Here is a 14,615-nt window from a genome sequence, read left to right as displayed (position 1 = left end):
GGCGGGCGGGAAGCACTTCGCCATTCTGCGCGCCCCCGGCGTACGCCTCCTTGCTCCGTCGGCGAGAAGGCAGGCAACCTCTGATCGACACGAAGGGCTGGAATCATGGCCGTTGGCCCCACTACACGCAGGCGTCAGCTGGGCTCGGATCTCCGTCGTCTACGCGAGCAGAGGGGCCTCACCCTCGAGGAAGCCGGCGCGGGCGTTGGCATCTCCAAAGCAACGTTGAGCCGGTACGAGAGGAAGGAGGGGCCGGTCAAGTGGCCCGCTGTAGATGCCCTCTGTCGTCAGTACGGCGCCACTGACGCTGAGCGTGCGGCCCTGGTCGAGCTAGCCAAGGGCGCCAAGATCCAGGGATGGTGGCGCTCGCTGGACGATCCCATCCCCGAGTCCATGAACCTCATGCTCACGCTGGAAGATGAGGTGATCAGCGAGGATCACTACGCCTGCATGTACATCCCAGGTCTCCTCCAAACCCGGGCGTACGCAGAAGCCGTCCACCGCGCTTCGGAAATGCGCTGCACGGAGAAGGAAGTGCAGCACATGGTCGACATCCGAATGAAGAGGCAGGACCTACTCAGGCGCGACGAACCACCGCACATCTGGGCCGTGATCGATGAAGCGGCGATTCGTCGACGAGTCGGTGGCCACGACACAATGCGGGACCAGCTGCTGCACCTGTTGGCTGTTGCCGAGCACCCCCACGTCACGGTCCAGATCCTGCCGTTCAGTACCGGAGCGCACGCCGCCGCAGTAGGTAGCTTCATCGTCCTTGGTGGTCAAACGTCCGACCTGGACGTGGTGTACGTGGACATCATCGGCGGCGGCCTGTTCATGGAGAAGCCGAAAGAAATCGAACGCTATAGATTGGCCTTCCAGTACCTCCGCGCGCAGGCACTCGACATCGACGCCTCCGCCGACCTTATTCGCGCTGTCTCCCAGGAGAGTTAATGCTCAAGGAGTCGATACCTCGCTGGTTCAAGTCCACGTACAGCGGGGGTAGCGGGACGGAGTGCGTCGAGTACGCGCCTGTGTGCGAGGGCACGTTGGTGCGGGACTCGAAGCAGCCAGACGCCGCACGGCTCACTGTGGGTGGAGCCGCTTGGGCAGGGTTCATAGGGGCCGTGCGGACAGGTCAACTCGGCTGACGTACCTGGAAGCCCGGGAGTGCAGGATCCGCAGCCGGGTGGTCCGGCCAGTCGACTGCGTATGTTCCGTCCCGGCCTGTCGTGAGCCGCGCATATCGCAGCAGTTCACGGGCGATGCCCGCGTTGCCCATGCCCCAGCCCAGGTGTGGTTCGAGTTCGCTCGGGGTGGCCCGGTGCTCGACGTTCGACCAGCGCACTCCCTCCGCGTCCTCCATCGCCCGGGCGGCCAGGTCCGCGACGAGGATGTTCGCGAAGTCCAGGCCGTCGCCGTGTTCGACCTGTCGGTCGCATGCCAGGGCCAGTACCCCCGCCGTCCCGCAGCACCGGCCGTTGTTGTCCCAGAAGCCCGGGCGCAGCCGCCGCGGGAGGCCGGAGCGGGTGACCGTGTGCCAGCAGCCGTCCGCCAGTGCCGACCAGGACGGGTCCTGAAGGACCGCCGCCAGCAGCCGGAACGCCTGGGCGTCGCCCGTCGGGCCGTGGCACCAGCCGTAGCTGTAGCGCTCGATGCGGTCCGGGACGTGCTGCGGGTCGGAGTGCGGGACCAGGAAGCCCGTCGGGCCCGCCTCGTTGCGGGCGACCACGTCCGAGGCGCCGGCCACCGCCAGTTCGGTCAGGTCGGGGCGTCCGGCCGCCCGGCCTGTGGCGGCCAGGGCGTACGCGATGCCCAGCGTGCCGTGCGAGAAGTGGTGGAACCGGGCCGGTGCACCGGACAGCGACTCCCACTGCACGCCGCCCGCTGTCCGTTCCGCGGTACGGAGGTACGGGGTCACCGCGCGTACGGCCAACTCCTCGTCCCCCACGGCCAGTGCGCCCAGGGCGATGCCCCCGTTGCCGATGAGCAGGTCGAACCATCTGTCGTCCCAGCGCGTTCCGTCGAACCGGGACCGCACCCGCTCCATCGCCCGGTCCGCGGCCACGCCCGCGGCCGTGTCCCCCAGCCGTTCGTGCACCGCGTGCAGGGCTACGGCCATTCCGGTCAGGCCCGCGTACAGGGAGCAGGTGTCCCACTCCTCCGCGGCTGCCGCGAGGGTGAGTGCGCCCCGCGCTGCGGCATCTCCGTACCGGTCGTCGCCGAAGTGCTCCTGGCCTTCGAGCAGTGCCAGCACGATCCCGGCAGTCCCGCTGTAGAGGATGGGGTCCAGCTCTTCGCCGGTCGCGGTCTCCGCCCAGGCCAGGCCGTTCCCGGTGTCACGCGCCGAGCCGACCAGCCAGTCCAGAGCTCCCCTGCCCAGGGCCTCGGCGACAGCGGGCAGATCTTGCTCTGTGAAGTCTGTGAAGTCTGTGAAGTCTGTGAACTCTGTGGTCACCGGGCCAGCGTCCCATGACCGCACCGGGCCGACAATGGGCTTTTGCCTGCCGGGTGGTCCGGAGGACATGCTGGCCCCGTGGCAGGACAGCGTAAGCGGAGAAATCAGCAGCGGGGCGGGCCGGTGCGGGGTGCTGGTGCGGGGCGGTGGGAAGTGGTTTTCGAGACCCAGGACCCTGCGGAGTGGCAGAGCTCGGTCCCCCTGATCCGCGCCGAACTCGGTCTGACCGATGCGTCGGTGCTGCGCGTGGAGACGCCGGGCGGCCGCGCGGAGCAGCCGACGACCTACCGCCTGAGCAGGTTCGTTCCGTATGCGCAGGCGGAAGAGCAGACATAAGGGGCAGGGCGGACATAGCGGGCGGAGATGTTACCGCGGTCTCGACCTCATGGATCGTCGGTGTTACGGGAGAGAGCCCGGGTCAGTGGGCGATGTGCAACCGGTACGGCGCTTGTGCGGCGGGTTCGGGCAGGCGCAGCGGTGACCGGCCGGGTGTGATGCTGCCCAGCAGCCTGGCCCCTCGGGCACCGGTGCCCGAGGGGAGGGTGCCGGGCAGACCATTGACAGTGAGGAAGCCCAGAACGGCGAAGGCCAGGGCCTCCTTCGCGTCGGATGGCAGACCCAGGTCGTCACTGAGCTGCACTGGAACGCCGGGCAGTTCCTCGGCGATCATGCGCATCAGTACGGGGTTGCGGGTACCGCCGCCGGAGACGGCTAGGCCGGTGACCCCGTAGGTGCGGCAGGGGTCGGCCACGGTGACGGCGGTGAGCTTGGTCAGGGTGGCCAGCACGTCGTCGGCGAGTGTGGGCACCGCGTCCAGTGCCCGCTCCAGATAGGGAAGGTGGAAGTGTTCCTTCCCGGTGCTCTTCGGGGCGGGCCTGCGGTAGTACGGGTCATCCAGGAGCACGCGGAGCAGCTCGGGGCTGGTCCGGCCGGCGGCGGCCCTGCGTCCGTCCTCGTCAAAAGCGGCGGCGCCGCCGGTGAAGAGCCGCACGGCCGCATCCAGCAGTGCGTTGGCGGGCCCGGTGTCGAAGGCCAGCGGCTCGGCGCCGGGTACGAGGACGGTGACGTTGGCGATGCCGCCGAGGTTCAGCGCTGCGGGTGTGCCGGGCAGGGCGCGCAGCAGCAGTGTGTCGGTCATGCCCACCAGTGGGGCCCCTTGCCCGCCCGCGGCCACGTCCCTGCTGCGCAGGTCGGAGACGACCGGGAGCCCGGTGGCTTCGGCGATCCAGGCCGGCTGGCCGAGTTGGAGTGTGCCACGGACGGCGCCGTCCTCGACCCAGTGGTGCACGGTCTGACCGTGTGAGACCACGAGGTCCGCGGCGCCGTCGCACAGCTCCCGCAGCGCGCGCCCGGCGGCGTCGGCGAAGGCTCGGCCGACGCCGGTATCCAGGGCGCAGACGGCCTGGGCGGTCGTTTCAGCCGGCGGCAGGGTGGCGGCGATCAGGTCCCGCAGATCGTCCGGGTAGGGGAGGGAGAGATGGCCCAGTGGATGCAGGAGCAGGATGTCGCCGTCCAGGCGGATGTCGGCGGCGGCGGCCTCGATGGCGTCGTAGGAGGTGCCTGACATCAAGCCGATCACACGCATGGTGCCTCCCGGTCCACGGTCCGCCACGCGGGCGGGGTCGGCTGCAGGTGGGGCATGGCTTCTCCAAGGACCCATTGGGTGGCAGGGGGCTGTTGGTCGGCAAGGGGCTGTTGGTCCGCAAGGGGCCACTGGGGAGCAAGGGGCTGTTGGTCCGCAAGGGGCCACTGGGGAGCAAGGGGCTCCTGGGGAGAAGGCGGCAGAGGCGCAGGAAGGGCAGACATGCGCTCCGTCACTCCCTGCCCGCTGGCGCCTCGACGCGGTCGGGACGGGGCTCTGGCGTACCGTCGTCCGCGCCGTTCCCGGGAGAGCGGTGGAACAGGCTCATCACAGCGCCGACGGCCAGGGTGACCACCACACCCGCCGGTACCAGCCATTGGGCGGCGACTGCTGTCGGGACGGTGGCGCCGGCCACGGTGACGTCGATCTTCACACCGCGCACGAGGTACGTCATCACGCCGACCGTCACCAGGAATGCCACTACGGAGTCGGTCTCATTTGCTCGCCGGACGATCCGGCCGAGCAGGAACGCACCGAGCAGCGCGCCGTAGGTGTAGCCGGCGATCGTCAGGCCGGTGAGGTAGACGTTGCCCGTGCTGGTGCTGAAGGCGCAGGCGAAGACCGCCATCAGCACCGCCCACACCAATGTCATCACCCGGGCGAGCTTCAGCAGGAACTCCTCGGAAGGAGTGCTGCGGAAGAAGCTGTGGATGATGTCCGCGACTGTCGAGTTCGACATGGAGTTCAGCGCCGCGGACAGCGAGCCCATGGCTGCGCCGATGATGCCGGCCACGAGCAGACCGGAGATCACCACGGGCAGTCCGTGCAGGATGAAGCTCGGGTAGAGGTTGTCGGAGCTGCTCAGGCCGAGCTCCTGGAAGCTCTTGCCCTTGTTGTAGGACCACAGCAGGGCGCCGACGAGGGAGAAGGCAGCGAACTGGACGGTGACGAAGACACCGGAGGCGATCATGGCTTTCTGGCCGTCGCGCAGTGAGCGGGTAGCCAGGATGCGCTGAACGATCAGTTGGTCGGAGCCATGGCTGGCCATCGCGAAGATGGCGCCGCCGATGATCGCGGTCGGCAGGGCGAACGGGCTCGTGAGGATGTGCGCCAGATCGAAGTTGGTATCAATGAGCTTGAAGTGGCCCGAGTGCAGGGCGCGTGAGAAGCCGTCGCCCCCGACGTGGCCGTACAGCACGGCGATGGCGAGGATGGCGCCGCCCAGGTACAGGCCCATCTGGATGGTGTCGGTCCAGATGACCGCCTTGATGCCGCCGAGGTAGGTGTAGGCGACGGTAATCACCGTGAGCACGATGATGATGGTGCGGAAGCTCGTGTGCATCCCGAGCTCGTCGAGCAGCAGTTTGATCGGGATCGCGGAGGCGAAGAGCCGGACTCCCTCGGCGAGAAGCCGGGTGAAGACGAAGGTCACCGAGGCGAGGCCCTGCAGTTTCAGTCCGAAGCGGCTTCCCAGGTACTGGTAGGCGCTGACGAAGCCGCCACGTTTGTACAGCGGGATCAGCACCGTGGCCACGACAACCCGGCCGATCACGTAGCCAAGGGCCAGTTCGACGTTGCCGAAGCCCTGCCCGCTGTACGCGCCGCCGGGCACGCTGATGACAGTGAGCACGCTGGTCTCGGTGGCCACCACGGAGAACGAAACGGTCCACCACGGCATATGGCTGTCGCCGACGAAGTAGTCCTTCGCCGTTCTCTGCCGACCTGCCAGGCGCAGTCCGATCACGGAGATCGCCACCAGGTAGATGACGATCACCACGAGGTCGAGTTGGCGCACGCTCACTCCTAGGCGAAGGCCGGCGATGTCACCGGCGGGTCGAGGTCGGTGGAAGGGCTGTCGTACGCCGCCGCGGACACCGTGGGGTTCGCGGGACACCAAGGCGTCCGGGGCGCGGATCCCGGTGCAGCGAGTATCGGAAGGCAAGACTCCACATGTCAATAAGTAACTTAGAGAAATCCGTTACGTAAATTTTTGACGCGCCATCAACGGGTGGCTAACGTGGCAGCCACCGGCTCAGGAGGAACGGCCCATGGCCCACCAGGAACCGCAGAGCACATCGCCCCGCTCGGTGGAGGACTCCTCCTCCACCGACACCCTGGCCCGCATCCGCGCGATGCTGCCGTCCCTGGCACCTTCGGAACGGCGCGTGGCCGAGGCCGTCCTGGCCGATCCCGCACAGACTTCAGAGCTGTCCATCGGCGTGCTCGGCGAGCGGGCCAACACCTCGGTGACGACGGTCATGCGTTTCTGCCGGACCCTGGGGATCGGCAGCTACCCCCAGCTGCGCCTCGCGCTGGCCGCAGCCGTGGCCCGTGAGCGCGCCCTCGGCGGCGAACGCCCGGCACCGGGCACCGACATCAGCGCAACAGACACCCTCGACGAGATCGTCAGCAAGATCATCTACAACGAAGTGCGCGCCCTGGAGGACTCCGCGGCCGGTCTGGACGTCGAGATACTGCGCCACTCGGTGGACGCCGTGGCGGAGGCCCGGCGGATCGACATCTTCGGCGTGGGCGCCAGCGCTTTCGTCGGCCAGGACATGCACCAGAAACTCCACCGGATCGGCCACATGGCGTTCATCTGGACCGACCGGCACGCCGCCCTCACCGCAGCCGCCCTCCTCGGGCCCGGCGACGTCGTCCTGGCCATCTCCCATTCCGGCGAGACCGAGGACACCGTAGAACCCCTGCAGGCCGCCGCCGAACGCGGCGCCACCACCATCGCCCTGACCAATGATCCCCGATCCACCCTCGCGGAGAACGCGGACCTCGTGCTGACCACCTGCGCCCGGGAGACACCCTTCCGCTCCGGTGCGACCGTCAGTCGAATCGCCCAACTAGCCGTCGTCGACTGCCTTTTCGTCGGCGTCGCCCAGCGTTCCTTCGACGCCACGACCGTGGCACTCCACGAGACCTACGGGGTTGTCCAGCGGCGCAGACACCGACAGCCGCAGCGCCGCCTGCCGGCCGACGGCTGACATCCGCCTCGGCACAGCTTCTCCCGGCGCCGGCCGAAGAGGGGACCGCGTGGGCCGACGGACAGCATCGGCCATGGCAGGCCGAAGGCCCGCAGCCGCACATCGCCTGCCACCACCTCATCGGCCCATCGCGCCTCTTCCTCGCGCTGACCGCCGTGGGACCATCGGCACCATGCAGTACCGGTATGCCAACGAGGCCGATGTGCCCGCCATGGCGGCGCTCTTCGCCGCCAACCGTCGCGACGCGCTCACCGAGCAGCAACGCTCCGAGCAGGGATTCGTGCAGGGCAACTTCGACGCTGCCGCCCTGCGCGCGATGGCCCGGGGCGGACGTCTGCTCGTCGCCGCCGACGACGACACGGGTGTGGTGGGGCTTCTCTCGCTGTCCTCGCCCGACGACCTGTCCAGCCCGCCGCCACCCGTCCGGGCGCTGCTCGAAGCCCAGGACTCCTTGCGGTGGGAGGGGCGGCCGCTGAGCGCGTGGCGCTGGCTGATGTACGGGCCGGTGGTCGTCGACGCGGCCGCCCGGGGGCGCGGGGTGGCCAGGGGACTGTTCCGCATGGCCGTCGAAGCGGCCTGGGGGCGGGCCGATGCCGTGGTCGCCTTCATCGAGGCCGAGAACCGGGCCTCGTGGCGTGTCCATGTGGACGGCTTCGGGATGTGCCCGCTCGGTGAGTACGTCGCGGCCGGGCGTACGTACAGTGCCGTGGCCGCGCCTGCCCGTGAACCGGGGCCCCGGTAGGCCCTGGCCGGTGCCCGTCCCGGTCCGTGCCTCGTCCGTCCCGCGTTCGTCCCTCTTCTCAACTCGCTGTCGGCATCCGGGAGATGCGGTGTCCGATGGCCGCCAGCGGCGTTCGGCCGGGCGCGGCAGGCTCGGGGCATGGCACAGACAAGACCTGAATCTGAATCCGGACGTGAAACCGGGCCCGGGCCCGGGCCCGGACCTGAACCGCTGGCCGTGCTCCAGGGCATGTACGCGGCGGAAGCCCGCTGTCTCGCCGCCGGCGGTCCGGACACGGTCGGTTTCGGCCTCCTGGCGCCGTTCTTCGCCCCCGATGTCGTACTGCATCAGGCAGCCGGGCTCCCGTACGGTGGGGCCTGGCGCGGGCACGAGGGCATGGCGCGCTTCTTCCGTGCCATGAGCCGGACTTGGGAGTCCTTCCGGATGGCCGAGCAGGAGATCCTCGCCACGGGCGGGCCCCTCGGTGAGCCGCTCGTCGTACTCCACCGCATCCAGGCCCGCTCCCGCGCCACCGGGCGGGAGATCGCCTTCCCGATCCTGCAGACCGTTACGGTGCGGGACGGCCGTATCAGCGAGGTCCGGCCGTTCTACTGGGACACCGCGGCCATCGCCGCGGCATGCGATCAGCGGCGGGGGCACTCTGGCCCGTCCTATCCCCCACCCCGGCACCAGCCGCCGAATCCGCGCCATTAGCCTCGTCCTCATGGCAAAGATTCCCGCAGCAGCCGTAGCAGCCTCCGGTCTCGTCGGCGGTTTCGCCGTGGCCCGCTGGACCAGGAAGCGTCCCCTCGGGGGCGTGGCGCTCGCCGCCGCCGGTGCGGTCGCCGCCCGGCAGTGGCAGCAGGAGGCCGGTACGGCCAAGGCCGCCGCGCTCACCGGTGTCTACCTCGCCGCCTTCGGCGGGTCCCACCCCCTCGCGAAGAAGATCGGCGCCTGGCCCGCCGTGTTCTCGGTGGCCGGTGCTGTCGCCGTGGCATCGACCGCGGTCGCCCGCCGGGCGTAGCCCACCAGGCATAGCCCACCCGTGGCGCGACCCCGGTCGCCTGCCGGGCATAAACCCACCCGGGCGCACCCCACCGGGCATAGCCCACCCGTACCGCGACCGCGATCGCGGTCGGTAGCCCGCAGGCACCCGCCAGCCGGCACCCGCCAGTCGGCACCCGCCCCGCCGGGCACCCCGCCCGCTACGCCCCCAGCGCGTGCGACACCGCGTAGATCGCCAGACCGGCGAGCGCGCCGACGACCGTGCCGTTGATCCTGATGAACTGCAGGTCACGGCCGATGTGCGCCTCGATCTTGCGGGACGTCTGCTCGCCGTCCCAGCCCGCCACCGTGTCCGAGATCAGTGACGTGATCTCGCCGCGGTACGTCGTCACCACGTACACCGCCGCGTCCTCCAGCCACCCCTCCAGTTTCTGCTGGAGGCGGGCGTCGGTCGCCAGCCGGGCGCCCAGGGACAGCAGCGAGGCACGGGCGCGCAGGCGCAGTTCGCTCTGCTCGTCCTCCGCCGCCGAGATGATCATGGTGCGGACCGAGGACCACGCCGACGCGATGACGTCCTGCACCTCCGAGCGGCCCACCAGCTCCGACTTGAGGCGCTCGACACGCGCCCGGGTGTCCGTGTCCGACTGGAGGTCGGACGCGAAGTCCGCCAGGAAGCGGTCGAGGGCGCCGCGCGCCGGGTGCTCGGGCATGTCGCGCATCTCCGTGATGAAGCGCAGCAGCTCCTTGTAGACGCGGTCGCCGATCCTCTTGTCCACGAACCGCGGCGTCCACCCGGGCGCCCCGCCCTGTACCGCGTCCATCACCGAGTCGGAGTGCACGGTCAGCCAGTCGTGGGCCCGGACGCAGACCAGGTCGACGACCCGCCGGTGCCCTCCGTCGGCGACGACCTTCTCCAGCATCTTCCCGATCCCGGGCGCGACCTCGGCCGCCTCCGCACGGCGCGTGATCGCCTCACCGACCACGGCCTGGACATCCGAGTCGCGCAGCACGGTCAGCGCGCCGCGCAGCGCCGTCGACAGCTCCGCCGTCACCCGATCGGCGTGTTCGGGCTCCGCGAGCCACGTTCCGAGCCGGCCGCCGATGCCCACGGCCCGCAATCTGGCCCGTACGACGGATTCAGAGAGAAAATTTTCCCCAACAAAGGAACCAAGTGACTCCCCCAGCTGGTCTTTCTTGTTGGGGATGATCGCGGTATGAGGAATGGGGAGGCCAAGTGGCCGGCGGAACAGTGCCGTCACGGCGAACCAGTCGGCCAGCGCGCCCACCATGCCCGCCTCCGCCGCCGCGGCGACATACCCGGCCCACGACCCGGCCCCGGTGTGCGAAGCCCAAGTGGCGAGTACGAAAATGAGAGCGACCAGAAGGAGAAGTCCGGTGGCCGTCGTCTTCATCCGGCGGACCCCGCGCCGCTTCTCCTCGTCGGCCGCGCTGTAGGCAACGGAGCCCAGCGGCGCGGTGCCTGTGACGCCTTCCGTCCCAGGCCCGGCCTCTGCTTCTCTGTCCCTGCCCGTACGTTCCATCAGCTCCGCCTGCTCCGCCCGCTCCGCCCGATTCCGCACCTGTACCGCCCCCGTACGTATTGTCCCTGCCTGAGCTACTCCTGGGACGCACGTCAAGTTCCCGAGGAGACCGACCGCTCATGACCAGGCGCCGTGGTTACGCCCTGCTCGCCACGCTCGCGGCAGTGGTGACGCTCGTTTCCGTTGGCATCTTCGCCATGGTGAAGACACCGGCCACCACGGTCTCCGCCGGGGCCCCCTCCCGGGTCTCGTCGGGGGTGCCGGCGTCCGGCACCTGGACGGGCACCTGGTCGGCGGCGCCCGTCGGGCCGGAGCCCGGCACACCGAACGGCCTCCCCGGGAGCACCATCCGTAACGTGGTGCACACCAGCATCGGCGGGTCGCTGGCCCGGATCACCCTCTCCAACCTCTTCGGCACCCAGCCGCTGAAGGTCACCGAGGCGTCCGTGTCGGCCGACGGCTCCATCCAGGCGGTGACGTTCGACGGACGCCATTACGTCACGATCCCGGCCGGCGGCCAGACCATCAGCGACGCGGCCCGTATCCCGATCCCCAGCAACGGCAATGTGACGGTCTCCTTCACCACACCGTCGCCGAGCGGCCCGGTCACGTACCACCCGCACGCCCGGCAGGTCTCGTACGCCAGCCTCGGCGGCCACACCGTCGAGACGCCCTACTGGCGCTACCTCACCGCCGTGGACGTCCTCACCCATGAGGCCCGCGGCTCGGTCGTGGTCTTCGGCGACTCGATCACCGACGGCATCACCTCCACCACGGACACCAACCAGCGCTGGACCGACGTGCTCGCCGCACGGCTCGAAGGCCACTACGGCGTGCTGAACGAGGGCATCAGCGGCAACCGCGTCCTGCGCGCCGGCCTGGGGCAGAGCGGCCTCGACCGCTTCGACCGGGACGCGCTCGGGCGCTCCGGTGTGAAGTCGGTGGTCATCGAACTGGGCATCAACGACATCCTGCGGCTGCCGCACAACGTGAGCGCCCGGCAGATCACCGACGGTCTGCGCACGCTGTCCCGGGAGGCACGGGCGCGGGGGCTGCACGTGGTCGGGTCGACGCTGATGCCCTTCGGCGGTCATCTGGGGGTCACCCCGCAGCTGGAGGCCGTACGCCGGCAGGTCAACGCGACCATCAGGGCGGGCGGTGTCTACGACTCGGTGGTCGACTTCGACAAGGCGCTGCGCGACCCGTACGCGCCGAGCAGGCTCCGGCCGCAGTACGACTCCGGTGACCATCTGCACCCGAGCGACGCCGGTTACCGCGTGATGGCGATGGCCCTGGACCTGGACGCCCTGACCAAGTCCGCCCCGGCCAGCGCCTGACGCCGCCCCGCCCCGCCCTGCTGTCCTGTTCCGTCCTGTCCCGTCCCCTCTCTGGAGGCCCCGAGGCTGGAGACGGGACGGGGTCTGCCCGGCGCGGAGCGAACCGCGGAGTGTGGCACGGACCCGTGGCACGGAATGTGGCGCGGAATGTGGCGCGGAGTGGGCCTACGGAACGTCCCGCTCTGCGTACATCTTCGCGATGACGGCCTCGATGTCGGGCTCCCGTACCGCGAGGTCGACCATCGGGTACGCGGCGGCGACGGCCGCGACGAGCGGGGCGGCCGAGGCCGACGCCGGGAACGCCAGCCACTGCCGGGGGCCCTCCACCCGGACGTTGCGGGCCGCCGGGATGTTGATCGGCGGCAGCTCACGCTCCAGGTCCACCACCAGGGTCCGCTCGCTCTCGCCCACCTCGTGCAGCCCGGCCGGCGAGCCGTCGTACATCAGCCGGCCGTGGTCGATCACCATCACCCGCTCGCAGAGCTGCTCGATGTCGGTCAGATCGTGCGTGGTGAGCAGGACGGTGGTGCCGCGCTCGGCGTTCAGGTCGCGCAGGAAGCCGCGGACCTTGGCCTTGGAGATGACGTCGAGGCCGATCGTCGGCTCGTCGAGGTAGAGGACCTCCGGATCGTGCAGCAGGGCGGCCGCGATGTCGCCGCGCATCCGCTGCCCGAGCGAGAGCTGGCGTACCGGGACCTCCAGCAGCTCGGCGAGGTCGAGCAGCTCCACACAGCGGTCCATGTTCTCGCGGAACCGGGCGTCGGGGATGCGGTACATCCGGTGGGCCAGCCGGTACGAGTCACGCAGCGGCAGGTCCCACCAGAGGGTGGTGCGCTGGCCGAAGACCACACCGATGCGCTGCGCGAGCTTCGTCCGCTCACGGGAGGGGTCGAGGCCCGCGACCCTGATTCGGCCGGCGCTGGGGGTGAGGATGCCGGTGAGCATCTTGATGGTGGTGGACTTGCCCGCGCCGTTCGGGCCGATGTAGCCGACCATCTCGCCCCGGGCGACCCGGAAGCTGATGCCGTCGACGGCGCGGACCTGGTGCTTCTCCCGGCGCAGGAAGCCGGACTTGCGGTGGACGTCGAAGACCTTCTCCAGGGCTTCGAGTTCGATGAAGTCATCGTGCACAGCTGGTCAACTCCCCTCGCGTATAAGCCATTTGTTCGGGACCGATCACCGCGGGACCGATCACCCGGATCCGGTCACCGCGGGACGGAGCGTGCGACGCGGAATCCCACGTCGTCGATACGGAAGGTGGGGTGGCTGCGGCGCCGCACCGAGGCCCGGCAGCTCCACTCCTCGTCGAACCATCCGGCGCCCCTGAGCACCCGGTAGCTGCCGTAGACCTCGGGGTCGTAGAGGTCCCAGCACCACTCCCAGACGTTGCCCAGCATGTCGTGCAGGCCCCACGCGTTGGGGCGCTTGCCGCCCACCTCGTGGATACGGTCCTGGGCGTTGCCGCGCTGCCAGGCGATCTCGTCGAGCGGCCCGTACCGCGGTCCCTCCGTACCGGCCCGGCAGGCGTACTCCCACTCGGCCTCGGTCGGCAGCCGGTACCCGTCGGCTGACGCGTCCCACTCGGTCCCCTCCGCGCCGTGACCGTGACCGTCACTGGCGCCGTGACCGTCGCTGTCGCCGTCGCCGTCGCCGTCGCCGGGGATGCGGTACGCGGGTGTCAGCCCCTCACGTACGGACAGGGCGTTGCAGTACCGGACCGCGTCGCCCCACGAAACGCCCTCGACGGGCAGCAGGTCGCCGGTCGCCGTGCTCGGCCGCGCCCCGGTGACCTCTGCGTACCGCGCCTGGGTGACCGGATGGGAGGCGAGACAGAAGGCCGCGAGCTCGACCGGCCAGCTGCGCCGGGTCCGCCGGTCCGACAGCGTCACGCGCCCCGCCGGAACGGCGATCATCCCGTGCGCCGGACTCGCTTCTGCAGGGGTCGCTCCTGCTGGAGCTGCTTCCGCTGGGGCTGCTTCCGCTGGGATTGCTTCCGCCGGGTTCGCTTCCATGAGTCGGCGAGCGTATCAACGCCCCCACCCGGGCAGCGAGCGGGTTTACGGACGGCGCCGACCGTACCGGGCGGAGGAGCCGTACCGGGCGGAGGAGCCGTACCGGGCGGAGGGGCCGTACGACATCACCGTGCGCACAGCCGCTCCAGTGCCGACCGGCTCTCCTCGTCCGCGGCGCGGTAGATCACCAGTCGCTGGTCCGGGTCCTGGAGCGGCATCAGTACTTCGAAATGCACGGCCATCAAGCCGACCTCCGGATGCCGGATCAGCTTGCTCCCGCGGCCGTTGACCTGAACGTCCCGCTCGGCCCACAGGCGCGCGAATTCCTCGTCATGCGTGGTGAATTCGGTAATGAGGTCGGTCAGTGCCCGGTCCTCCGGATGCGCGGCCCACGCGGCACGCAGATGGGCGATCCCCTCCCGTACGACACGTTCGCGGTCGACGTAGAACTCACGCACCTCGGGGTGCATCAGGCACAGCCACATCGAATTGCGCTGCGCCGGCGGCAGGGCGCCGAAATCCACCAGCAGCCTCGCCATTTCATCGTTCCAGGCCAGGATGTCGTAGCGGTGGTTCATCAGCATGGCGGGCAGCGGCGACAGGTCGTCGACCAGCCGGGCCAGCGGCGGCGCCGCGGCGGTGGCGAGCGGGTCGGCGTTGCGGGGGCGCTGCTGGGCCAGGTCGAAGAGGTAGGCGCGTTCGGCGGGGGCCAGGCGCAGTGCCCCGGCCAGCGCCTCCACCACGTCCGCCGAAGGCCGCAGGCCGCGGCCCTGTTCCAGCCGTACGACGTAGTCGACGCTGACCCCGGCCAGCTCGGCGACCTCTTCACGGCGCAGTCCCGGGGTCCGCCGGGACTGCCGGCGTGCCGGCAGGCCGAAAGCGTGCGGGTCCAGACGTTCGCGCCGGGTCCGCAGGAAGGCGGCCAGCTCCTCTGTGGCGTCCACGGTGCGGGTCATGACGTCCGAG

The 14,615-nt window shown here is 70.0% G+C and carries 15 protein-coding genes; 8 read left to right on the top strand and 7 right to left on the bottom strand.

What is annotated here, in order from left to right:
* The first annotated feature begins 105 nt into the window (after positions 1–105).
* Together OG510_RS24625 and OG510_RS24620 are read left to right on the top strand one after the other, a co-directional pair.
* Entirely contained in the window at positions 106–951 is an 846-nt protein-coding gene (locus tag OG510_RS24625; protein ID WP_406139624.1) for a helix-turn-helix domain-containing protein, read from the top strand.
* Positions 951–1,148 (top strand): DUF397 domain-containing protein, encoded by a 198-nt coding sequence (locus OG510_RS24620; protein ID WP_406139623.1) that lies wholly within the window; start codon positions 951–953, stop codon positions 1,146–1,148. Before OG510_RS24625 ends, OG510_RS24620 begins: the two co-directional genes overlap by 1 nt.
* Here the strand turns inward: OG510_RS24620 and OG510_RS24615 are convergent.
* Entirely contained in the window at positions 1,136–2,455 is a 1,320-nt protein-coding gene (locus OG510_RS24615; RefSeq protein WP_406139621.1) for a lanthionine synthetase LanC family protein, read from the bottom strand. The two genes, OG510_RS24620 and OG510_RS24615, sit on opposite strands and share 13 nt — an antisense overlap.
* A 78-nt stretch (positions 2,456–2,533) precedes the next feature.
* On the opposite strand from OG510_RS24615, the gene OG510_RS24610 reads away from it, so the two are divergent.
* Positions 2,534–2,791 (top strand): hypothetical protein, encoded by a 258-nt coding sequence (locus tag OG510_RS24610; protein ID WP_406139620.1) that lies wholly within the window; start codon positions 2,534–2,536, stop codon positions 2,789–2,791.
* A gap of 82 nt (positions 2,792–2,873) precedes the next feature.
* Here OG510_RS24610 and OG510_RS24605 read toward each other — a convergent pair whose 3' ends face one another.
* Together OG510_RS24605 and OG510_RS24600 are read right to left on the bottom strand one after the other, a co-directional pair.
* A complete protein-coding gene (locus OG510_RS24605; protein WP_406139619.1) occupies positions 2,874–4,040 on the bottom strand; it encodes an anhydro-N-acetylmuramic acid kinase in 1,167 nt (388 codons plus the stop codon).
* Between the two features lie 229 nt (positions 4,041–4,269).
* A complete protein-coding gene (locus tag OG510_RS24600; protein ID WP_406139617.1) occupies positions 4,270–5,832 on the bottom strand; it encodes a sodium:solute symporter in 1,563 nt (520 codons plus the stop codon).
* Between the two features lie 253 nt (positions 5,833–6,085).
* On the opposite strand from OG510_RS24600, the gene OG510_RS24595 reads away from it, so the two are divergent.
* From OG510_RS24595 to OG510_RS24580, 4 genes are all read left to right on the top strand, one after another.
* Positions 6,086–7,033: a MurR/RpiR family transcriptional regulator gene (locus OG510_RS24595; RefSeq protein WP_406139616.1), complete on the top strand. Its 948-nt coding sequence runs from the start codon at positions 6,086–6,088 to the stop codon at positions 7,031–7,033.
* A 172-nt stretch (positions 7,034–7,205) separates the two neighbouring features.
* Positions 7,206–7,775, top strand: coding sequence for a GNAT family N-acetyltransferase (locus tag OG510_RS24590; protein ID WP_406139614.1), 570 nt, complete (start codon positions 7,206–7,208; stop codon positions 7,773–7,775).
* A gap of 228 nt (positions 7,776–8,003) precedes the next feature.
* Positions 8,004–8,468, top strand: coding sequence for a nuclear transport factor 2 family protein (locus OG510_RS24585; RefSeq protein ID WP_406139613.1), 465 nt, complete (start codon positions 8,004–8,006; stop codon positions 8,466–8,468).
* 10 nt (positions 8,469–8,478) lie between these two features.
* Complete coding sequence (locus tag OG510_RS24580; RefSeq protein ID WP_406139612.1) at positions 8,479–8,778, top strand: hypothetical protein; 300 nt, start codon at positions 8,479–8,481, stop codon at positions 8,776–8,778.
* Between the two features lie 181 nt (positions 8,779–8,959).
* On the opposite strand, the gene OG510_RS24575 is transcribed toward OG510_RS24580, so the two are convergent.
* Positions 8,960–10,300 carry a DUF445 domain-containing protein gene (locus OG510_RS24575; protein WP_406139611.1) on the bottom strand — a complete coding sequence of 447 codons (1,341 nt, stop codon included), beginning with the start codon at positions 10,298–10,300 and terminating at the stop codon, positions 8,960–8,962.
* A 119-nt stretch (positions 10,301–10,419) separates the two neighbouring features.
* Here OG510_RS24575 and OG510_RS24570 point away from each other — a divergent pair, with 119 nt between their 5' ends.
* The gene (locus tag OG510_RS24570) at positions 10,420–11,637 is read left to right on the top strand and encodes an SGNH/GDSL hydrolase family protein (RefSeq protein ID WP_406139609.1); all 1,218 of its coding nucleotides are present in this window, start codon (positions 10,420–10,422) and stop codon (positions 11,635–11,637) included.
* A 165-nt stretch (positions 11,638–11,802) separates the two neighbouring features.
* On the opposite strand, the gene OG510_RS24565 is transcribed toward OG510_RS24570, so the two are convergent.
* The 3 genes from OG510_RS24565 to OG510_RS24555 all read right to left on the bottom strand — a co-directional run bounded on the left by OG510_RS24565 (position 11,803) and on the right by OG510_RS24555 (position 14,605).
* Complete coding sequence (locus OG510_RS24565) at positions 11,803–12,768, bottom strand: ATP-binding cassette domain-containing protein (protein WP_406139607.1); 966 nt, start codon at positions 12,766–12,768, stop codon at positions 11,803–11,805.
* 74 nt (positions 12,769–12,842) lie between these two features.
* Positions 12,843–13,550 carry a formylglycine-generating enzyme family protein gene (locus OG510_RS24560; RefSeq protein ID WP_406139605.1) on the bottom strand — a complete coding sequence of 236 codons (708 nt, stop codon included), beginning with the start codon at positions 13,548–13,550 and terminating at the stop codon, positions 12,843–12,845.
* 224 nt (positions 13,551–13,774) lie between these two features.
* Entirely contained in the window at positions 13,775–14,605 is an 831-nt protein-coding gene (locus tag OG510_RS24555) for a helix-turn-helix transcriptional regulator (protein WP_406139603.1), read from the bottom strand.
* Between the last annotated feature and the right edge of the window lie 10 nt (positions 14,606–14,615).

The sequence above is a fragment of the Streptomyces sp. NBC_01089 genome (genome assembly GCF_045162975.1).
GTDB lineage: Bacteria > Actinomycetota > Actinomycetes > Streptomycetales > Streptomycetaceae > Streptomyces.
The sequence above is the reverse complement of the archived record's forward strand: the minus strand, read 5'-3'. Positions and strand labels throughout refer to the sequence as shown.